A 19,299-nucleotide genomic window follows, 5' to 3' on the forward strand; every position below is an offset into this window, starting at 1 on the left:
CCGATGTCCGCCGCTCGCCACAATGCGACGCGACGTCGAAATCGTGACCGAGAGCCCTCTCGTGACCGAACAACCCTCGACGCGTCTCAGTCGTGATCTCTTCTGGGCAGAACGGCTGAATTTGCGAATGCTTGGCATCATCAACCGCAAACCGGTCGATTGTATGGTGAGCCCGCGGTTCAACCCGCGATATGCGGCCGATGCCTACTCGCACCAATGACGACGCTCACGTGTAGTAGATCGCGAGCTTCAGCGCGGGATCGTCGTTGGCTTGAAAGGTCGCGTAGCGCAGCTTCACGCGGCCCTTCTTCGGATGATCGAGCAGCTTCTCGCCGGCCGCGAGCGCGTTGATGTCGTGGGCCGCCCACAACTCCTCGAAGTCACGGCTGCCATCTCGCAGCCGCGCGAGCAGATCCAGGAAGGCCGGATCGCCGGCCCAGAGATCGTAGGTCGCGCGAAACTGCGCGACCATGCGGCGTGCCAGCTCCTTCCATTGCGCGCCGAACAGCCGGCGGACGCGGGGCGTGCACAGCATCAGCAGCAACGTGTTACGGTCGGCGTCGGCAAGTTGCGAGAAGCCGAAGATCTCGTCCGCCGCGTCATTCCACGCCAACACGTCCCAGCGCCGTCCCGAGATGTAGGCCGGCTGATTGAGGCTTTGCACCAGTTCGCGCAATCTGTCCGGCACCTGCTCGCGTACGAACGGCTTGCGCGCCGTCTCCCGGGCCAGCGCCTTGAGATGGGCATGCTCCGCCTTGGTGAGACGCAGCGCGCGCGCCAGGGCATCGATGGTCGTCGATGACGGCTTCACCGCGCGGCCCTGCTCGAGCCGGATGTACCAGTCGACCCCGATGCCGGCGAGCTCCGCCACTTCCTCCCGGCGCAGCCCGACCGTGCGCCGCCGTCGTCCGGCCGCGAGCCCGAGCGCTTCGGGCGCGAGCTTCTCGCGCCGGGAGCGCAGGAAGTTTCCGAGCTCGGCATGGCGCGGATCCGTCATCGTGGTCTCTCCTGCGAGCCGGTCGTGCACACTGGGTGCAGACAATCCTAGGATAATACCAGGCCTTCCCGCGCGCAGCATAGAGCTGCCACCGTACATCGCCGCCACTGCCAATGGAGACGATCATGAAAGCCGCCGTGCTGAACCGTTTTGGATCACCGCTCGCGATCGAGCAGGTGGAAGACCCCGTGCTCGGCACGGGCGAAGTCATCGTCGACATCGCCGCGGCGAGCGTGCTGTCCTATGCGAACGAAGTTTTCAGTGGCGAACGGAAGTACCTGCTGGAGCTGCCCGTCATCCCTGGAACAGGCGGCATCGGACGGGTCCGCGCGCTCGGTCCCGACGCGACGCATCTGGCGATCGGCGACTGGGTGTACTGCGATCCGACCGTGCGCTCGCGCGACGACGCCGTCGCGCCCGATATCACCCTGCAGGGCCTGAGCGCGCGCGGACCGGGTGGCTTGAAGCTGCAGCAGCATTTCCGGCACGGCTCGTTCGCCGAGCGCATGCGCATCCCGACGGAAAACGCCAAGCCGATCGGCGGCATCGCCCCGGGCGACGCCGCGCGCTGGTGCGCGCTCGGCACGCTGCTAGTGCCCTATGGCGGCTTCCTCGCGGCCCATCTGCAGCCCGGCGAGACCGTGCTGGTGAGCGGCGCCACCGGACGGTTCGGCGGCGCCGCGGTCGCGGTGGCACTCGCCATGGGCGCAGCCGCCGTGGTGACGGCTGGCCGCAACGAGGCCATGCTCGCGGAGTTGCAGCGCCGGTTCGGCCCGCGCGTCCATCCGGTGAAGCTCACGGGCGACGCAAACGAGGACACCGTCCGCATGACGCGCGCCGCGCCGTGCCCGATCGACTGCGTGCTCGACATCATGCCGCCGTCGGTCACGACCGACGTCGTGCGATCTGCCATCATGGCCGTTCGGCCGTATGGACGCGTCGCCTTGATGGGCGGCGTCGGGATGCTCGGCGGTCCCGGTCTCGACCTGCCCTATCCCTGGATCATGCGCAACTGCGTCACTATCCACGGCGTCTGGATGTACCAGCCGAGCGCAACCGTGAAGATGGTGGGGCTGATCAGATCGGGCCTGCTCGACCTCGCGCAATTCGAGCCGACCTGCTTCGCGCTCGATCACGCCAACGAAGCGGTCGCCCATGCCGCCAAGCACAGCCAGCCGTTCAAGATGACGGTGATCACGCCCTGACGGCGACGAGTCTCAATCGAGCTCGACGACCTTGCCGCCGACGATGGAGACGCGCCGGTCCATGCGGCCGGCCAGCTCCATGTTGTGGGTCGCGATCAGCATCGCGACCCGCGTCGCCTTCACGAGCTGCATCAGCGCGTGAAAGACATGATCGGCGGTCTCGGGATCGAGATTGCCGGTCGGCTCGTCCGCCAGCAGCGCCCGCGGCGCGTTGGCGACGGCGCGCGCGATCGCCACGCGCTGCTGCTCGCCGCCGGACAGCTCGGCCGGACGGTGCTTGATGCGCTCGCCGAGCCCGAGATAGGCCAGGATCTCGCTGGCGCGCTTCACCGTCTCGGAACGCTTCAGGCCACGGATCATCTGCGGCAGCATGACGTTCTCCAGCGCCGTGAATTCCGGCAGCAGGCGATGCGACTGATAGACGAAGCCGATATCGGTGCGGCGCATCTGGGTGCGCTCGATGTCCGTGAGCTGCGACGTCGGCACGCCGCCGACATAGACCTCGCCTTCGTCCGGGCTTTCGAGGAGACCCGCGATGTGCAGCAATGTCGACTTGCCCGACCCCGACGGCGCCACCAGCGCCACCGACTGTCCCGCCCATAAGGCGAGCTTGGCGCCGTCCAGAATGGTCAGCTGCTGCTCGCCCTGCATGTACCGCCGTTTGATCTCGTGGAGATAAACGACCGGTACATCCTCCGCCCCCTGCTCGTCCATCAGCGCCTCACTCGTAGCGCAGCGCTTCGACCGGGTCTAATCGGGCCGCGCGCCAGCTTGGGTAGAGCGTCGCCAGAAAGGACAGGGTCAGGGCCATGATGAGAACAGCCGCGGTCTCACCCGCATCGATCTCGGCCGGCAGCTTTGAAAGGAAATAGAGTTCCTGAGGAAACAGATCGGTGCTCGTGAGCCAGGACAGGAACTGCCTGATCGACTCGATGTTGGCGGAGATCAGCAATCCGACGACGAACCCGGTGAGCGTGCCGACCACGCCGATCGCGGCGCCCGTGATCAGGAAGATGCGCATGATCGCGCCCTGCGAGGCGCCCATGGTCCGGAGGACCGCGATATCCTGGCCCTTGTCCTTCACCAGCATGATCAGCCCGGAGATGATGTTGAGAGCGGCAACCAGCACGATCAAGGTCAGGATCAGGAACATCACATTGCGCTCGACCTGGAGCGCGTTGAAGAAGGTCGAGTTGCGCTGGCGCCAGTCGACCAGGAAGATGGGCCGACCGGCCGCCTCGGTCACCGTCTTGCGGAACTGCTCGACCTTGTCCGGATTGCTGGTGAAGATCTCGATCGCGGTGACGTCGTTGTTGCGGTTGAAATAGGCCTGCGCCTCGGCCAGCGGCATGAACACGAAGCTGGAATCGTATTCGGACATACCGATCTCGAACACGGCCGCGACCTTGTAGGGCTTGATCCGCGGCGTGGTGCCCATCGGCGTCACCGCGCCTTTCGGGGCGACCAGCGTGATGCTGTCACCGGCATGCAGCGAGAGCTGGTCGGCGAGACGCCGGCCGATCGCCACCCCCTGCCCCTCGTCAAACCCTTCCAAGGAGCCCTGCTTGATGTTTTTGGCGATCGACGTCAGGTTCGTTAGGTCCTGCGAGCGGATGCCGCGGATGAACACGCCGGAGGCGTTGAACGGGGAGGAGCCGAGGCCCTGGCCGTCGACGACCGGCGCGGCAAGCCGGATGCCCTGCACCTGCGCGATGCGCTCGGAGACGTCCTTCCAGTCCGTCAGCGGCGATTCCAGCGGTTGCACCAGCAGATGGCCATTGAGGCCGAGGATCTTGTCGAGCAGCTCCTTTCGGAAGCCGTTCATGACCGCCATCACGATGATCAGCGTCGCGACGCCGAGCATGATGCCGAGGAACGAGAACCCCGCGATCACCGAAATGAACCCTTCCCGGCGCCGCGCACGCAGATAGCGTCCCGACAGCATCCACTCGAAGGGGGCGAAGGGCGCGGTCTGCACGGGTTCGGTCATGGCGTCATCCATTGCGCGATCATCCCATGATTCGGGCCGATTGTGGCCGGATTGGCCGGAAGGAAGGGGCTACCCCCGGTGGATAATCCGATGATCGAACGCCCGCCTCAGGCCGGCTGAGTTCCGCCGCCGAGACGCGCCACGACGTCGGCGGGCGACATCATCTGGCGCGCGCCGTCGCTGCGGGTCTTCACCTCGACCTTGCCCTCGGCGAGGCTCTTGGGTCCGACCATGATCTGCCAGGGGATGCCGATGAGATCGGCGGTGGCGAATTTGCCGCCGGCGCGCTGCTCCGTGTCGTCGTAGAGCACGTCCACGCCCTTGGCGAGGAGATCGCGATAGAGCTGCTCGCAGGCCGCATCGGTGTCGGAGCCACCCTGCTTCAGGTTCAGGATGACCGCGCGGAACGGCGCAACCTCTTCCGGCCATTTGATGCCGGCATCGTCATGGCAGGCCTCGATGATCGCGCCAGCCAGACGCGACACGCCGACGCCATAGGAACCGCCATGAATGGTGACCTCGGCGCCATCGGGACCGGCAACCAGGGCCTTCATCGGCTCGGAATATTTGGTGCCGAAGTAGAAGATCTGGCCAACCTCGATGCCGCGGGTGTGAACGCGGCGCTCTTCCGGCACCTCGCTCTCGAAGCGGGCGTGATCATGCACGTCCTCGGTCGCCGCGTAGAGCGAGGTCCATTCCTTGATGATCGGCGTGAGGTCGCCGTCGTAATCGACCGAGGCCGGCGGGATCGGCAGATCGAGCACGTTGCGATCGCAATAGACGCCGGACTCGCCGGTTTCCGCCAGCACGATAAACTCGTGGCTGAGATCGCCGCCGATCGGGCCGGTCTCGGCGCGCATCGGGATGCCCTTCAGGCCCATCCGCGCGAAAGTCCGCAAATACGCGACGAACATCTTGTTGTAGGCGCGCCGCGCGCCGGCCTCGTCGAGGTCGAACGAATAGGCGTCCTTCATCAGGAATTCGCGGCCACGCATCACGCCGAAGCGCGGACGCTGCTCGTCGCGGAATTTCCATTGAATATGATAGAGGTTGAGCGGAAGGTTACGGTAGGACTTCACATAGGCACGGAAGATTTCCGTGATCATTTCCTCGTTGGTCGGCCCGTACAGCAGCTCGCGCTTGTGACGGTCGCTGATACGCAGCATCTCCGGACCATAGGCGTCGTAGCGGCCGCTCTCGCGCCAGAGATCGGCGAGCTGGAGGGTCGGCATCAGCAACTCGAGCGCGCCGGCCCGGTTCTGCTCCTCGCGCACGATCTGCTCGATCTTCTTCAGCACCTTGAAGCCCAGCGGCAGCCAGGCGTAGATGCCGGCGGCCTCCTGCCGCAGCATGCCGGCGCGCAGCATCAGCCGGTGCGAGACGATCTCGGCTTCCTTCGGATTTTCTTTCAAGATTGGCAGGAAAAACCGCGACAAACGCATGGGGCGAGGCCTTCGAGATTCGGTTCGGGCTGGCGCAGTCAAACCGGATCAGGCGGCAAAACACAAGACTGGGATTGAAAAAAGGCGGCTAAGCCTCCGTATTCCCGATCATTTTACTGCCCTCGCTCACGTGGAGGATGAACCAGCACAGGCGCCTCGTTGCGAACCGGCCGCGCCCGCGCGGCCAGCCCGAGCCGCCACGCGGCGCCACCCTAGTGCGGGCGTCCCTGCTCCGACCACCATTTGTCGAGATCACTGATCTCGGCGCTGCCTTCGATCGTCGACATCGCGCCGTCGCGGGAGACCAGGATGGTGCGGGGAATCTCGCCCTGCCAGGACGGATCGATCTCGAACCTGAGACGCTCGGCATAGCCGTCGTTGAAGATGAAGTTCTCGGCTGCGGCGAGGCCCGCCTTGTCCAACATGGCCTGGGTCGCGGCATCCAGATTCGGCACGAGGTCGGCGCTCACGGTGACGACGTCGATCTCGGGATGATCCGCCATGAACTTGCCGAGCTGCGGAAGCTCGATCTTACAGGGGCCGCAGGTCACGCCCCAGAAATGGATCAAGGTCGGCCGTCCCGCATGGGACCGCAGCACCTCGCGCCAGGAGCCGCGCTCGAACGGCTTGAGCGACGGCGGCGCCGCGGTGCTCGACGCGGTCAGGGCGAGAAGTCCCGCAATGGCCAAGCCCAACATGGCGCGCTTCATGACTCGTCTCCGATCGCCTGCAGCCGATAGCCGTCCGCCTTGGTCATCCAGGACAGGAACACCTTGCCGCCTTTCGACACAAGGAGCGGATGGTCCGACGCATTGTCGGTGCTGGCGAGGGCGCGCGGTTTCGACCAGGTTTCGCCATCGTCGTGCGACTGCATCACCATGACCGTGGTCCGCTCGCCGTCGAACTCCTTCCACACCAGCGTCGTGAGCTCCGCCGTTGCCAGCAGATACGGCCGCGTCGGGTTGCGGTCGGGGCGGCCGATCGGCATCGGGTCGGAGAAGGTCCGGCCGCCGTCGCGCGAATGCGCATAGAATAGGCCCTTGCGGACCTTGCCGCTGGTGAACCAGGCGACATGGTAGGCGCCGCTGGGCGCGACCGTCAGGGTCGGCCCCTGGTGCGGGCAGGCCTTGATCTGCCAATCGTCGGTACTGACCCGGTAGACGTCGCCGGGCGTGGCGAGGTCCTTGAAGGTCACCACCGCATGATCGCGGACGCTGCCCTCGAAGATGTTGCGGAAGATCACGACCGGACGTCCGGGCCCCGCAAACGCGAGGCCCAGCCGGCAGCATTCGCAGGTGTTGTCCTGGGCCATCGTCGCCTCGGCATAAGTGGCGCCGCCATCGCGCGACGAGGCGAAGAACAACGCGGCCCCTTCGTAAGCACGCCCCGCAGCCTTCGCCGGCACGCGGTTGCGCTTGTCGAGCCAGGCCACGAAGACGGTCCCATCCTGGTCGAGCGCCAGCGCCTCGAAACGCTGGCTTTCATTGCTCGCCGTGACCGGACGGACGGCCGCGAAGCTCTGGCCGCCATCGTCAGAGCGCGTGGTGAGCACTTGGCCGTTGAAGGCCTGGTCGCGGAAGATCGAGAACGCGACCGCGATCCCGCCCTTGCCGTCGACCACCAGCTTCGGACGGGCATCCGGTCCCCAGTCGAGATTGAGCGGCTGGTCGTTGACCGGCACCGCCGTGGACAGCGTGCGGCCCTCATCACTCGAGCTTGCGACCGACACCCGCCCGCCGGCCATCCAGGCCAGCCAGAGCTTGCCGTCGCTGGCGAAGAACGGGGTCACCTTGGTGGCGCATCGCAGTTCGGTGCCTTCGCAGGCCGCGTCCGAGCCATGCTGATGCGCCATCTGGGCTTGGGCGATCGGCGCACAAAGCAGACCTATCGCTACTCCGAGCAGAGCACTCTTGAGCCGTACCGTTGCTGTCATGCTGGTCCTCATCGGAATGCCACCTTCATGCCTGCCAGGAACGCGCGGGGCGAGCCGGCGTAGATCGTCCCGGTGGTCGCCACGTCCTGTACGCCGGATTTCATCGCATTCTGCAGGTTGTTTGCTGAAGCGATGTAGGTGCGGTCGAACACGTTGCGGACTTCGAAGAAGACGTTCAGCGACTTGAACGTCTCCGAAGCCAGCTCAGTCTTGTAGTGAACGTTCAGGTTGACGAGCTCGTAGCCGGGCGCCTTCTGCAGGTTGCCGTTGTCCATATAGAAAGAGTCCTTCCATTGAACCTCGACGAAACCGCCGAGCCCGGCCAGTCTCCCGCTGTCGTGATCGTAGCCCAGCCGAGCCGTCAGCTCGTTCGGCGAGATGCCAGGGATCTTGTTGCCGGCGCGGTTGAAGCTGAAAAGCGTCGATCCGCTGGCGAGGTTCTCCGTGTAGTCGGTGTAGACTTGATCGAGGTAGGTGTAGGCGGCTGTGAACCGCCAGCCCGGCAGAAATCTCCAGTCCGCCGCCAGCTCGACGCCGCGATGCTCCGAACGCGGCGCGTTGAACGTGTAGGAGGAGTTGAGCGAACCCGTAACGGCCTGGGTGACGATCTCGTTGCGGAAGAACTCGTAGAAGCCGGTCGCACTGACTGTCACCGTCCGGTTCGGCGTCCAGTCGAAGCCGACATCGTAGCCGAGATTGGTCTGCGATTTCAGCTGGGTGTTGTTGCCGAAGGCGCCGGTCGGCAGCACGAACAGGTTCGACGCCTGCGGCGTCCCATAGCCGGTCGCGACGCGCGCGCGCAGCAGCCAGTCGCTGTTCACCTTGTAGAGCAGCGCCAGCTCTGGAGCGAGATTGTCAAACTGGCGGTCCGCGGTGGTGATTGATGTCGTCGCAATGCCCGTCGCGTCCTTGTAGTTATACGCCGTGTTCACCCCGCGCAGATGCGTGCGCTCCCAGCCGAGTCCGGCCACCGCAGTCAGGGCAGCCGTCAGCTTGAGCTCTTCGCGCGCGCGGAAGCCATAATTGGTGGTTTCGCTCCAGGTGTTGCCCGAAAGACGTCCGAGCGCCGCGTTGCCGCCGGGCACCACGAAGCGCGTATCCCCCGACGCGGTGAGCGTATTGTAGAACGCACCGAAGAAGGCGGTCGATTCCAGGCCGAAGATCTCACCGCGCCTGGTGATGTCGCTCATGTAGTTATAGGAGGGATAGTCGCCGATCGCGCTAGTGGATCCCGTGGGCTGGCTGATGTTGCGATCGTCGAACACGAATTGGTTGCGCCATGTCGTATTGTTGTCGAAGTCATGCTCCCAGCGACCGCCGACGATGGTGCGGCGGTCGTTGCGGCCGAGGCCGGCCTGCAGCGCGGTTTCCGTGTCGACGCCACCCAGCGTATTGAATCCGTTTTTGTTGAGGCCGACGGTCTGGCAGCCGGCTGCAAACGACTTCCCGTTGGTGCAGCCCTGCTGATATGGATTGAGATAGTAATTGCTCAGCGTGTATCGGACCGGCAGCCGCGTCGTGAGATCGTTGTTGATGATCTTCACCGTGAAGCGATCGTCCGGCGTCACCTTCACCGTGCCCAGGAAATTGACCGTCTGTGTGTTGAACCAGCTGTTGCCGAGATAGCCGTCGCCGCGCACGTCGCTGGTGAACAGCGATCCCTCGAAATTGCCGACCTTCTTGCCGAAGGCGAGATAGTTGCTGAGATAGCCGAAGCTGCCGCCCTCGCTGCCGATCTCCGCGCCGTCGATGCTGCCGCCGGGGCGGGTGCGGAAATTGATCGCGCCGCCGGTCGCGTAGTTGCCGTACAGCGCCGAGGACGGTCCTCTGATGACGTCGACCGCGCCATAGGCGTGCGGATCGATCAGATCGCTGCGCGACAGGCCGTCCGGCTGGGTGACCGGGAAGCCATCCTCGAACAGCACGATGTTGCGGATGCCGAAGCCGTTGCGCGCATTGGAGCCGCGGATGGAGATGCCGAGATCGCGCGGGCCGTTGCCCTGCTTGACCGACACGCCGGGGCTTTCGCGCAGGATGTCGCCGACCGAGAAGGCAGGCCGGTCGTCGAAGCGGCTGCGGTCGATGGTGGTTGCCGTCTGGCCGGACGGCGACTGGCTGAGCTGGTCACGGGCGGCGCTTGCTCCGGCGAGCCGGCCCGACGCGGCCTGCCCCTGGCCGGAGATGTTGGCGGCCGACGCCACCGGCTTCGGCGCGCGGGCGCTGACCGAAATGGGCTGCGCCGCCGGCTTGCGCGCGGCGCGAGGCGCCGCAGGACGCGGGGCATCGACGGTGACGGATGGCAATTCCCTTGCGGACTGGGCGGACGCGACGGTGGCCGGCGGCAACAGCACGAGCTGCAAGGCGACCACGCTCACGCCACCGAGGGCATGACGACGAAACATGTGAGACTTCCCCAATGCCGGCTCGACGGCCGGTCTTCCTGATCAGTTGCAGACCGGCGCAAGCGCTTGTCGCGACGGTGATGATTTGCTTGGTCAGGAGAGGACGGGAGGTCCGCGCGGCTGCGTTTGTGAGCGAGAGGGAAGATGGATGAGGGTGAGTTCGCGCCCAATCCAGGCGATCCGCGCCCATCCGCGCAGCGGGGCCATGTTGGCGGCAACAGGCGGCAGATCGAGGGCGACGGCGGCGTGGAGCACGCAGCACATGACGCAATCGAGGCCGCAGGCCGTGCGGTCGGTCTCGCGATTGGACGGGGCGGCGTCCACTTCGGCATGGCAGATCGCGGCGCCGCCCAACGGATCGAGGGTTGAGGCCGCGGCAGCCGCGATGGTCGAAGCTGCCACCGGCGCCAGCACTTGAATGATCAGCGCCAGCAAGGCGATCGGCAGCAGGCTCGCGATCCAGCCACGCCGCGCATCGCCGTCGTCACGGCCATTGCGCGTGCGAGGATAAGAAGGGATCGCGCGACCTGGACTCATCGGACGCCGAGCCTCGATCCGGCCGCGCGCGCCGCCTGCTCGGCCTGCCGGATCAGCGGGCCGCGCTGCGTCAACACGGCATTGGCCGCCTCCACACCGGCACGCTCGGGTGATCCGGCCGCAAACGGCGGCTGCGGATCATATTCGATCAGAAGCTGAATGCGCTTGGCGTTCTCCTCGCTGGTGAGTTGCGCAGCCAGCGCGAGCCCGAAATCGATGCCCGCGGTGACGCCGCCCGCCGTGATGCGGTTGCGATCCGACACGACGCGGTCGGCCACCATGGTTGCGCCCATCAAGGGCAGCAGGTCGCGGACGTACCAATGCGAGGTTGCCTTGTAGCCCTTGAGCAGGCCCGCCGCGCCCAGGAGCAGCGCCCCCGTGCAGACGCTGGTGACAAAGCGCGCGGTCTCGCCGCGCTTCGCGACGAAGTCGACGGTCCGCGGATCGTTCATGCCGTCGACGGTGCCCTTCAGCCCGCCCGGCACGAACAGAACGTCGAGATCGGCTGTCGCGGTCTCGAAGCTGTGACTCGGGCTGACGGCGATCCCGACGTCGGTCGCGACCGGCGCCATGGATGCGCCGATCAGCCTGATGTCGGCCTGCATGATGTTGAAGACGGTCAGAGGGCCTGTGAGATCGAGCAGGATCACGCCCGGATAGACCAGCAGGCCGATGACCGGCTTGCCGGGCAATCGCTGTCCCGGCTCGGCATGTGCGCCGGGCAGGAGCAGGCCGCTGAGCGATCCCGCCAGCAGCGCCTGGTTGAAGACTCGTCGGTCCATGGAAAGCCCCTGGGCCAGGCCGCTACATCTTCATCCCAGAATGATCGTGCTGCTTCATCATGCTGCCGCCGCTCTCGCCGCCCGGCCCTTTCGCGCCGACCGCCTGAACTTCGATCGTCACCGCCACCTTCCCGGCCTTCTCGAACTCCAGGGTCATCGGCAGCTTGTCGCCCTGCTTCAGCGGGCTCTTGAGATCCATCATCATGAGATGATAGCCGCCCGGCGCCAGGGCCACGGTCTTGCCCGGCTCGATCGTGAGTCCGTTCTCGAGCGGACGCATCGTCATGACGCCGTTGTTCACGGCCATTTCGTGCACCTCGATGCGGCCGGCGACCTCGCCGGACACGGCGACGAGCCGATCCGGTGCCGTGCCCTTGTTTGCGATCGTCAGATAGCCCGCGCCGGTCTTGGCCCCGCCCGGCGTGGCCCGGCTCCAGGGCTGGCTGATGACGAGGTCACCGGCCTTGACGTCCGCGGCGAAGCTGGCGGGCGAGCCGATCAGGAGAAGAGCAAATGCAAACAGGGAACGTCCAAGCAGAGTCATGACGGTGATCCTTTCGATGAAAGTTGCCGCAAATACGCTGGGACGACACATGGACCCATATCCGTACGGACCGGGGCCGGACGAACAGAGAGACAGCGTCTTTGCGATTCGGAGTGGAGAGGAATCTCTTCGGCCGCGGAGCGGCCAGGCCGTCATGCCGCAGGAGGCGCTCTTGCGCGCGCAGATGACGACGCCAGGGCGGCCCGGATATCCGCAGCCATTGACCGCCACACGACGACCCGCGCTTCACGCTGGGGAAGATCGGCGCGGATGGGCGCCGGCCCCTCGAACACGACCGGCTGCACCGTGCAGCAGAGCGCGCACGCCGAATGGCCAAGCTTGCCGGAGGATTCATCGTCGGCCGGCTGGGATCCCGCTCGGCTGTGGCAGATCTCGACACCGCGCAGCGGATCGGATGCGTTCGCGGCCGTGGCCCAGGCAAACCCGATCGGCGCCAGGATCTGCACCATCAGTGCGATCAGCACGATCGGAAAAAACGCTTGCAGCCGCTGCCGCATGGATGCCCGCCAATTGAACCGGGATCTTGTGCCCCAGCCCTGCCCCCGAGTCGAGGACAGGATGGGCACAGTCCGGGACATTCGGACGGCGGTCGTTGATTAAGAACAACGCCGCGTCCGCTTTCGGGCCGCCAGATTACGAGGTATTTTAGCACCTAGTGAGGGAAAAAACGAAAATAAAACCCGCCAATTGCAGGCACTTATCGATCATTTCATGGAATGCGCGAAATTTGAACAATCGTTGCCGAAAAGGATGACAAACGCAAAAAGATCGTCTACGAATTCGGGCCTCAGGCTAACGCTTGCGGAAGTCTGGTGGTCCAAGTCTCGGGAGGAGCCCTGGCGCGCAAAAAGCAGCGTCACCCCGCTTAACAAGATCAAATCTGAACTTGCGGGATATCAAAGGGTCGACACAATTTCCGAGCAGGGCCCGCTGCCCTGCTCTATTTTTTTGAGCGGGCAGATCATCTGTCCAGAGACTATGCCTCTCCTCATGAACGCTGCCTGAACGTGGTCCGCCGCGGCTCTGCGTCAGCTCGTCGCGAATGACGGCAAGGGCGCGCGCCAGTGCGATTTGGTTCTCCGCCATGGCAGCATGAGAGACACCGGCTCTCTGCCCCGCACCACCCAGCGCAGTTCATCGGCCTCGACCTCCAGCACGCCGAACGACTCGGCCGGCTCGCCGGAGATGAAGGTCTCGGTCAATGATTGAAGCGTGATGTGCGGCGTGCCGTCGACCGTGGTCAGCGTATTCCAGTGCACATGACCGGCGAGCGCGACGATCGGACAGGGCGCGCCGGCGATGACCTTCCGGATCTCGCAGACGTCGGCATAGGTCGCATGCCCGGGATTGGCCTCGAAGTAATAGTTGCCGGTCTGCGCGTGCCCCGACAGCGGCACGTGGCTCACGAGCAAGGTCGGCCGCTCATCCTCGCCGAGCAAGGCCTCGAGGCCGTCGAGATCGCCGTCGGACAGATGCAGCCCGCGCGCGCGGGTGAGACGGACATCGGGCTGCCAGAACACGCATCTGATGTCGCCGATGCGGAGTGAACGCGACCCGCAGGGGAGATCGAAGATCGCTTCATTGTCGGCAAGCGTGAGACATGCGACATCATGGTTGCCGCTGAGGTGATGGTGTGCCACCGCAAGGCTCGCAAAGCCCATCGCGACGTCGCTCTGGAGCAGGCGATCTCGTTCGGGATCCTCATCCGAGATTCGGTCGCCGAGATCGATCACCGCATCGACGCGCGCGTCGTTGACCTGTGCGACAAATCGCTCCAGCAGCGGCAGCGCCATCGCGCCGCGCTTCGTTGGTGTGTCCTGTCCGTGATGGATGTCGCCGATCACAGCAATGCGCGTCGTTGCCAAAACCGCGTCTCCAACAAATGCATGGCGCAAGACGATGTCATGCGCCGCGTAGCATGGACGCATCACCGTTTTCTGACAACGCGCGTGCGCCGCGACATCAGTTGGATGCAGCGCACAACATCCGGCTGTAGCGCGTTCTCTGGGGTTGTGAAACAGTGCAGCTCTTGGCGGCGCGATCAATGACGACGCCAGACAACAATGGGACAGGGAGCACGGCATGTCCGGCACTGACGAAACGTCCAAAAAGTCATTCAAGAACAGGCGCGATATTCTCCAGGCGGCCACCGCCGCGGGCTCTGCAGCGGCCCTGCTCGCCGGCTTCGGCATCAATCCGGCGCTCGCCGCCGAGATGGGCCGCTCCGAGAAGCCGCTGAAGGCGGCGTTCTCCAACGCGGGTCTGCAGGCGACGTGGTGCGCGCAAGGCAAGCAGGCCGCCGAATGGTGGGGCAAGCTGCTCAACGTCGAGGTGACCTGGTTCGACGGCCAGCTCGATGCGGTGAAGCAGCGCGCCGCGATCGACAACATGGCCTCGCAGAAGTGGGACTTCGTCGCCATCCAGGCGTTCGGCATCGGCACGCTGACGCAGCCGGTGCAGAAGATGATCGACGCCGGCATCCCCGTCATCGACATGGACACGCTGATCGCGCCGCTCGATCAGATCAACGTCCACTCCTTCCTCGCACCCGACAACGAGTTCATGGGCGCATCCGTCACCCAGGCGCTCGCGAATGCGATGGGCGGCAAGGGCAAGATCATCATGACCCAGGGCGCGCTCGGCCACACCGGTGCGCAGGGCCGCGCCAAGGGCTTCAACTCGGTGATCAAGCAGTTCCCGAACATCGAGGTGCTCGACACTCAGCCGGCCGACTGGGACGTGTCGAAAGCGGCGCGCCTGTGGGAGACCTATCTCACGAAGTATCCGCAGATCGACGCGGCGTTCTTCCACAATGACGACATGGCGCTCGCCGCCTACAACATCATGAAGGCGCGCAATCGCACCAACATCCTGATCGGCGGCGTCGACGCCATGCCGCCCGCGATCCAGGCCGTCAGCGACGGCCGCATGTTCGCAACCGTCCGCAATCCGTCCTGCCGCATCCATGGCGGCGCGATCGTGGCCGGCGTCGCGGCGGTGACCGCGGGCGAGAAGAGTGGCCAGGGCATTCCGAAACATGTGATCACCGACGGCCCGGTCGTGACCAAGGCCAATGCGCCGGGCATGCAATGGATGGAGGATCACTTCCTGATCTGAAGTCTCTTCCCATGCTGGACAGCCGCCCACCACTTCTGCAGTTGCAGGACATCACCAAGTCGTTCGGCGGCGTCACCGCGTTGCGCGGCGTCGACTTCACCCTTCGACCCGGCGAGATCCATGGTCTCGTCGGGGAGAACGGCGCCGGCAAGAGCACGCTGATGAAGATCATCGCCGGCGTGCATACCGGTTTCTCCGGCCGCTTCCTGCTCGACGGCCGCGAGGTCCATTTCAATTCCGTCCGCGACGCGCGCGCGGCCGGCATCGCCATGGTGCATCAGGAGCTCAGCGTCGCGCCTGATCTCACCGTGGCCGAGAACGTGTTTCTCGGCAATCAGCCGACCAATGCGCTCGGCATCGTGCAGTGGCGACGCATGGCGCGCGAGGCGGCCGAGCAGCTCAAGAAGCTCGGCATCGACGCCGACCCGATGAGCCGGCTCGGCGATCTCCCGATCGGCGTTCAACAGCTGATCGAGATCGCGCGCGTGCTGTTCTCAGGCGCGCGCATCATCATCCTGGACGAGCCGACCTCCGCACTGTCGCCTCCCGAGGTCGAGCGACTGTTCGCGGCCTTGAACCGGCTGCGCGAGCAAGGCACGGGCATCATCTTCATCTCTCACTTCATCGAGGACATCCTGCTGATCTCCGACGAGGTGACCGTGTTCCGCAACGGCCGCAAGATCATGGAGACGAGGTCCGCCGACACCAGCAAGGCGGCGCTGATCGAGGCCATGATCGGCAAGGGCCGCGATGCACTCGAGGACAGCTACACCCATGACATCACCCTGCCCGCGCCGCCGGCCGACAAGCCGGTGGTCGTGGAAGCCGAAGGGCTGTCGCTGGCCCGCAATCTCAAGCGCGTGTCGTTCTCGGTCCGCGCCGGCGAGGTGCTCGGCATCTATGGCTTCATGGGGTGCGGCCAGCTCGAGCTGGCCCGGATCCTGTTCGGCAAGCTCGCGCCCGACGCCGGCGCGCTGCGGGTCGGCGGCGAGCCCAATCGTTTCAAGAGCACGGCGGATGCCCGCCGCGCCGGCATCGCCTTCGTGCCGGAGAGCCGGCGCGACATGCTGTTCCTGCAGGAGCCTGTCTACAAGAACGTCTCGATCAGCATCCTCGACCGCATCAATGCGGTGCTGCTGAAGCCCTCGCGCGAACGCGAACTGGCCCAGAAGCAGGTCGAGCAGTTGCAGATCCGCCCGGCCGATGTCGAGATCGACCTCGGCCTGCTCTCGGGCGGCAACCAGCAGAAGGTCGCACTCGCGAAATGGCTGAGCCATCCGCCGCGGCTGCTGGTGCTGTGCGAGCCGACGCGCGGCATGGATGTCGGCGCCAAGAGCGACGTCATCGGCATCGTGCGCAAGCTGCGCGACCAGGGCATCGCCGTCATCGTGATGTCGACGGAGCCAGAGACCGTGCTGTCGATGGCCGACCGGGTCATCGTTCTCAAGCGCGGCGAGGTCGTGCGCGAATTCGCCGGCGAAACAATCAGCAAAGACCGTCTGCTCGAGGCGGCGTAAGGAGACTTTCATGGCGCATGGCGAGACCGTTCCGATGCCCGAGGCGCAGCCGCGACGCGCGGGCGGGGTCGCCGCGCTGCTGCGCTCTCAGATGCGCAACATCGCGCCATTCCTGACGCTGATCTTCCTGACGGCGTTCTTCGCGATCGCCAGTCCGTCCTTCGCCACGCTGGACAATGTCGGCAACATCCTGACGCAGGTCTCGGTCACCGGCATCATTGCGGTCGGCCTGACATTCGTCATCCTTTGCGCCGAGATCGACCTGTCGATCGCGGCCATCGCCAACGTCACCGGCATCGCGGTCGCCTACTTCACCTTGCAGGACTCCTACGTCAACATCGCCAATGTGCCGATGCCGGGCTTTGCCGCCATCCTGCTGGCGCTCGCGCTGTGCGCCCTGCTCGGCGCCGTCAATGCCTTCGGCCTGACCGTCATCGGCATCCCCTCCTTCATCATGACGCTCGCGATGATGCAGATCGCGGCCGGCGTCTCGGCGATGCTGGTGCGCGGCCAGATCGCCTACAAGGTCCCGCCGATCATCACGACACTCGGCTCAGGCTCCATCGCCGGCATCCCGTGGATCGTGATCGTCGCCGCCCTGATGCTGCTGCTCGGTCACCTCGTGCTGACCTACACGCGGTTCGGCCGCTACGTCTACATGGTCGGCGGCAACCGCGAGGCGGCGGAATATTCCGGCCTGAACGTCAAGCTGATCCTCGGCAGCGTGATGGTGATCTCGGCGGTCTGCTCCGGCATCGGCGGCATGCTGGGCGTGGCGCATTTCGGCAGCGCGCAGCAGAACGAGTTCGACACCTATCTGCTCGACTCCATCGCCGCCGTCGTGGTCGGCGGCACCAGCCTGTTCGGCGGCCGCGGCGGCATCGGCAACACCATCGTCGGCCTGTTCGTGCTCGGCGTGCTCAACAACGGCCTCGACCACGTCAATATCGACAGCTTTTTGAAGATCCTGATCCGCGGCCTGATCCTGCTCGCGGCGCTGGTGATCAACGTCTATGCGCAGCGGCTGCGGGCCAAGGCGGCGGACTAACTGAGATGCCGTAGGGTGGGCAAAGCCGCCGCCAAAGGCGGCAGCGTGCCCACCGCCCATCCCCGAGCGCGGTGCGCGATGGTGGGCACGGCGCGAGAGGGACGGAGGCCGAGCCGATACATCATGGCGCGCCTTTGCCCACCCACGCACTGACCAAGATCCCAGTCGTTCTGGAGCTCGATCAGCCGTCGTCATCGGCGGTGCACCCTCTCCCCTTGTGGGAGAGGGTGCCGGAGATGCGAAGCATCGGAGGCGGGTGAGGGGTCTCTCTCCGCTTGCTCATCTGCGGAGAGAGACCCCTCACCCGGCTCGAACTCGCTTCGCTCGTCCGATCCACCCTCTCCCACAAGGGGAGAGGGTACGCCGGCGCGCTCCGAGAGGGATCAGCACCTCTCAACCCAACAACAACAGCGCATCAGAATCCTGGTTGCCAATGACGCAGTTCGCGCGCGGCGTTCGTCACCGACCCGATCGACGTGAACGATCCCCCCTCCACCATCAGCGTGCGCGCCAGCCGCAGCGCCCTTGCCTCGCAAGTCGCGCGCCGCTTGGCATCTTCGATCAGCTCGAAATCGATGTTGTGCGCCAATCCGAGAATGCGGCGGATGATCTTGGCGGCCGTGAAGCCGACGGCATCCTGGAACAGCCGGGCCATGTAGGCCTGACGCTCGGCCTCCAGCCGCGCCGCGCCTGCCTCGCCGGGAAACAGCGACAGCGGATACGCATCACCGCGAGCTTCGCTGCGCCAGAGCGTCAAGAACTTCTGCGCGAACCCGCTCCAGACCTGATCGACCGTGCCGAGCACCCAACTCTCGAACGCCTGCCGCTCCCCTTGTGATCTTTCGTGACCGTCCGAGGCGAAGTAGGCCATCAGCAGGTTGGCCAGCACAGCTCCGACATCGAACCCCATCGGGCCGTAGAACGCGAACTCCGGATCGATCACCTTGGTCTCGGTGTCCGTGACCATGATCGATCCGGTATGCAGGTCGCCATGGATCAGCGCCTCGGCGCTCGACAGGAATTTCAGCTTCAGCCGGGAGATCGCGACATGCAGGTCGAGATCGGCGCGGATGTCGGCGGCGGTCGCATCCAGCCATGGCGACGTCCAGCGGTTCTGCTCAGCGATCCGATAAGGGTCGGTGAAGATCAGATCCTCGGTGATCTTGCACAGCGCGTGATTGCCGGCAAAGCTCGCGATCGCCACCTTCTTCGCGGCGGCCGTCAAGGCGAGATCGGACGAGAAGAACAACGTTTGCGCCATGAACGTCGTGACGTGATCGACGAAGGATGGATAGATCGTACCCGCGACCAGCCCCTTGCGCATGATGATGTGGGGCTCGAGCAGCTCCATCGCCGTCAGCGCCAGCGCGGCGTCATGATGGACGATGGCCGGCACGAGGCCGGGTGCGAGACGGTTCTGATGCGTGAGCGCGAGATGCTCATAGTGCGCGCGCGAGAGCGGCAGCGGCCAGCTCTCGCCGACGAGGCGGACGTAAGGCAGCGCCTGCTTGACCGCGAGCCCTCCAGAACTGCCCTTGACGATGAAGACCAGATTGAGGTTGCCGTCGCCCACTTCGGTGATCGCCCAATGGTCGGCCGGCCCGCCGAGCTGGGTTGCAACCGACGGGATGGCAGCGAGATACGCTCTCAGATCCGCCTCGTTCAGAATGCGATAGCCCGATGGGGTCCCCTGCCGGGCTTCGGCCGATATGGTCACGCGCAACCTCCCTGTCGTCTTGTTTTGCCTCCTATAGCAAAAAAGCC

17 protein-coding genes are annotated in these 19,299 nt (G+C 65.2%); 4 read left to right on the forward strand and 13 right to left on the reverse strand.

Annotation, left to right across the window (positions count from 1 at the left end):
* Positions 1 to 226: 226 nt before the first annotated feature.
* Complete coding sequence (locus ACQR1L_RS17310; RefSeq protein ID WP_434859138.1) at positions 227 to 997, reverse strand: helix-turn-helix transcriptional regulator; 771 nt, start codon at positions 995 to 997, stop codon at positions 227 to 229.
* Between the two features lie 125 nt (positions 998 to 1,122).
* On the opposite strand from ACQR1L_RS17310, the gene ACQR1L_RS17315 reads away from it, so the two are divergent.
* Positions 1,123 to 2,202 (forward strand): alcohol dehydrogenase catalytic domain-containing protein, encoded by a 1,080-nt coding sequence (locus tag ACQR1L_RS17315; RefSeq protein ID WP_434859139.1) that lies wholly within the window; start codon positions 1,123 to 1,125, stop codon positions 2,200 to 2,202.
* A gap of 12 nt (positions 2,203 to 2,214) precedes the next feature.
* Here ACQR1L_RS17315 and ACQR1L_RS17320 read toward each other — a convergent pair whose 3' ends face one another.
* The 11 genes from ACQR1L_RS17320 to ACQR1L_RS17370 form a co-directional block, all read right to left on the reverse strand.
* The gene (locus ACQR1L_RS17320) at positions 2,215 to 2,916 is read right to left on the reverse strand and encodes an ABC transporter ATP-binding protein (protein WP_434859140.1); all 702 of its coding nucleotides are present in this window, start codon (positions 2,914 to 2,916) and stop codon (positions 2,215 to 2,217) included.
* Between the two features lie 7 nt (positions 2,917 to 2,923).
* Positions 2,924 to 4,204: a lipoprotein-releasing ABC transporter permease subunit gene (locus ACQR1L_RS17325; protein ID WP_434859141.1), complete on the reverse strand. Its 1,281-nt coding sequence runs from the start codon at positions 4,202 to 4,204 to the stop codon at positions 2,924 to 2,926.
* A gap of 95 nt (positions 4,205 to 4,299) precedes the next feature.
* Entirely contained in the window at positions 4,300 to 5,634 is a 1,335-nt protein-coding gene (gene proS / locus ACQR1L_RS17330) for a proline--tRNA ligase (RefSeq protein ID WP_434859142.1), read from the reverse strand.
* Positions 5,635 to 5,846: 212 nt separating this feature from the next.
* Positions 5,847 to 6,344: a TlpA family protein disulfide reductase gene (locus ACQR1L_RS17335; protein WP_434859143.1), complete on the reverse strand. Its 498-nt coding sequence runs from the start codon at positions 6,342 to 6,344 to the stop codon at positions 5,847 to 5,849.
* Entirely contained in the window at positions 6,341 to 7,567 is a 1,227-nt protein-coding gene (locus ACQR1L_RS17340; protein ID WP_434859144.1) for a sialidase family protein, read from the reverse strand. The genes ACQR1L_RS17335 and ACQR1L_RS17340 overlap by 4 nt, the downstream gene beginning before the upstream one ends.
* 8 nt (positions 7,568 to 7,575) lie before the next feature.
* The gene (locus ACQR1L_RS17345) at positions 7,576 to 9,969 is read right to left on the reverse strand and encodes a TonB-dependent receptor family protein (protein WP_434859145.1); all 2,394 of its coding nucleotides are present in this window, start codon (positions 9,967 to 9,969) and stop codon (positions 7,576 to 7,578) included.
* Positions 9,970 to 10,062: 93 nt separating this feature from the next.
* On the reverse strand, positions 10,063 to 10,404 hold the full coding sequence (locus ACQR1L_RS17350) for a DUF2946 family protein (RefSeq protein ID WP_434859146.1): 342 nt from the start codon (positions 10,402 to 10,404) through the stop codon (positions 10,063 to 10,065).
* A gap of 98 nt (positions 10,405 to 10,502) precedes the next feature.
* Positions 10,503 to 11,288 carry a DJ-1/PfpI family protein gene (locus ACQR1L_RS17355; protein ID WP_434859147.1) on the reverse strand — a complete coding sequence of 262 codons (786 nt, stop codon included), beginning with the start codon at positions 11,286 to 11,288 and terminating at the stop codon, positions 10,503 to 10,505.
* A gap of 22 nt (positions 11,289 to 11,310) precedes the next feature.
* Positions 11,311 to 11,832 (reverse strand): copper chaperone PCu(A)C, encoded by a 522-nt coding sequence (locus ACQR1L_RS17360; RefSeq protein WP_434859148.1) that lies wholly within the window; start codon positions 11,830 to 11,832, stop codon positions 11,311 to 11,313.
* A 152-nt stretch (positions 11,833 to 11,984) separates the two neighbouring features.
* On the reverse strand, positions 11,985 to 12,350 hold the full coding sequence (locus ACQR1L_RS17365) for a DUF2946 family protein (RefSeq protein WP_434859149.1): 366 nt from the start codon (positions 12,348 to 12,350) through the stop codon (positions 11,985 to 11,987).
* Positions 12,351 to 12,881: 531 nt separating this feature from the next.
* Complete coding sequence (locus ACQR1L_RS17370; RefSeq protein WP_434859150.1) at positions 12,882 to 14,003, reverse strand: metallophosphoesterase family protein; 1,122 nt, start codon at positions 14,001 to 14,003, stop codon at positions 12,882 to 12,884.
* Here ACQR1L_RS17370 and ACQR1L_RS17375 point away from each other — a divergent pair.
* From ACQR1L_RS17375 to ACQR1L_RS17385, 3 genes are read left to right on the forward strand one after another with little or no spacing between them, the layout of a single operon-like run.
* Positions 13,936 to 14,970 (forward strand): sugar ABC transporter substrate-binding protein, encoded by a 1,035-nt coding sequence (locus ACQR1L_RS17375; protein ID WP_434859151.1) that lies wholly within the window; start codon positions 13,936 to 13,938, stop codon positions 14,968 to 14,970. The genes ACQR1L_RS17370 and ACQR1L_RS17375 overlap by 68 nt on opposite strands.
* A gap of 11 nt (positions 14,971 to 14,981) precedes the next feature.
* On the forward strand, positions 14,982 to 16,487 hold the full coding sequence (locus tag ACQR1L_RS17380) for a sugar ABC transporter ATP-binding protein (RefSeq protein WP_434859152.1): 1,506 nt from the start codon (positions 14,982 to 14,984) through the stop codon (positions 16,485 to 16,487).
* A 10-nt stretch (positions 16,488 to 16,497) separates the two neighbouring features.
* Positions 16,498 to 17,535, forward strand: a complete 1,038-nt coding sequence (locus ACQR1L_RS17385; protein WP_434859153.1) for an ABC transporter permease — start codon at positions 16,498 to 16,500, stop codon at positions 17,533 to 17,535.
* A 415-nt stretch (positions 17,536 to 17,950) separates the two neighbouring features.
* Here ACQR1L_RS17385 and mtnK read toward each other — a convergent pair whose 3' ends face one another.
* Positions 17,951 to 19,252 (reverse strand): S-methyl-5-thioribose kinase, encoded by a 1,302-nt coding sequence (gene mtnK / locus ACQR1L_RS17390; protein ID WP_434859154.1) that lies wholly within the window; start codon positions 19,250 to 19,252, stop codon positions 17,951 to 17,953.
* Between the last annotated feature and the right edge of the window lie 47 nt (positions 19,253 to 19,299).

Source organism: Bradyrhizobium sp. HKCCYLR20261 (assembly GCF_051168435.1).
Taxonomy (GTDB): Bacteria; Pseudomonadota; Alphaproteobacteria; order Rhizobiales; family Xanthobacteraceae; genus Bradyrhizobium.

Bases quoted from the DNA above. Each gene is read 5' to 3' on its own strand.
- ACQR1L_RS17310 (WP_434859138.1), bottom strand. From the start codon at position 997: ATGACGGATCCGCGCCATGCCGAGCTCGGAAACTTCCTGCGCTCCCGG.
- ACQR1L_RS17315 (WP_434859139.1), top strand. From the start codon at position 1,123: ATGAAAGCCGCCGTGCTGAACCGTTTTGGATCACCGCTCGCGATCGAG.
- ACQR1L_RS17320 (WP_434859140.1), bottom strand. From the start codon at position 2,916: ATGGACGAGCAGGGGGCGGAGGATGTACCGGTCGTTTATCTCCACGAG.
- ACQR1L_RS17325 (WP_434859141.1), bottom strand. From the start codon at position 4,204: ATGGATGACGCCATGACCGAACCCGTGCAGACCGCGCCCTTCGCCCCC.
- proS (WP_434859142.1), bottom strand. From the start codon at position 5,634: ATGCGTTTGTCGCGGTTTTTCCTGCCAATCTTGAAAGAAAATCCGAAG.
- ACQR1L_RS17335 (WP_434859143.1), bottom strand. From the start codon at position 6,344: ATGAAGCGCGCCATGTTGGGCTTGGCCATTGCGGGACTTCTCGCCCTG.
- ACQR1L_RS17340 (WP_434859144.1), bottom strand. From the start codon at position 7,567: ATGACAGCAACGGTACGGCTCAAGAGTGCTCTGCTCGGAGTAGCGATA.
- ACQR1L_RS17345 (WP_434859145.1), bottom strand. From the start codon at position 9,969: ATGTTTCGTCGTCATGCCCTCGGTGGCGTGAGCGTGGTCGCCTTGCAG.
- ACQR1L_RS17355 (WP_434859147.1), bottom strand. From the start codon at position 11,288: ATGGACCGACGAGTCTTCAACCAGGCGCTGCTGGCGGGATCGCTCAGC.
- ACQR1L_RS17360 (WP_434859148.1), bottom strand. From the start codon at position 11,832: ATGACTCTGCTTGGACGTTCCCTGTTTGCATTTGCTCTTCTCCTGATC.
- ACQR1L_RS17365 (WP_434859149.1), bottom strand. From the start codon at position 12,350: ATGCGGCAGCGGCTGCAAGCGTTTTTTCCGATCGTGCTGATCGCACTG.
- ACQR1L_RS17375 (WP_434859151.1), top strand. From the start codon at position 13,936: ATGTCCGGCACTGACGAAACGTCCAAAAAGTCATTCAAGAACAGGCGC.
- ACQR1L_RS17380 (WP_434859152.1), top strand. From the start codon at position 14,982: ATGCTGGACAGCCGCCCACCACTTCTGCAGTTGCAGGACATCACCAAG.
- ACQR1L_RS17385 (WP_434859153.1), top strand. From the start codon at position 16,498: ATGGCGCATGGCGAGACCGTTCCGATGCCCGAGGCGCAGCCGCGACGC.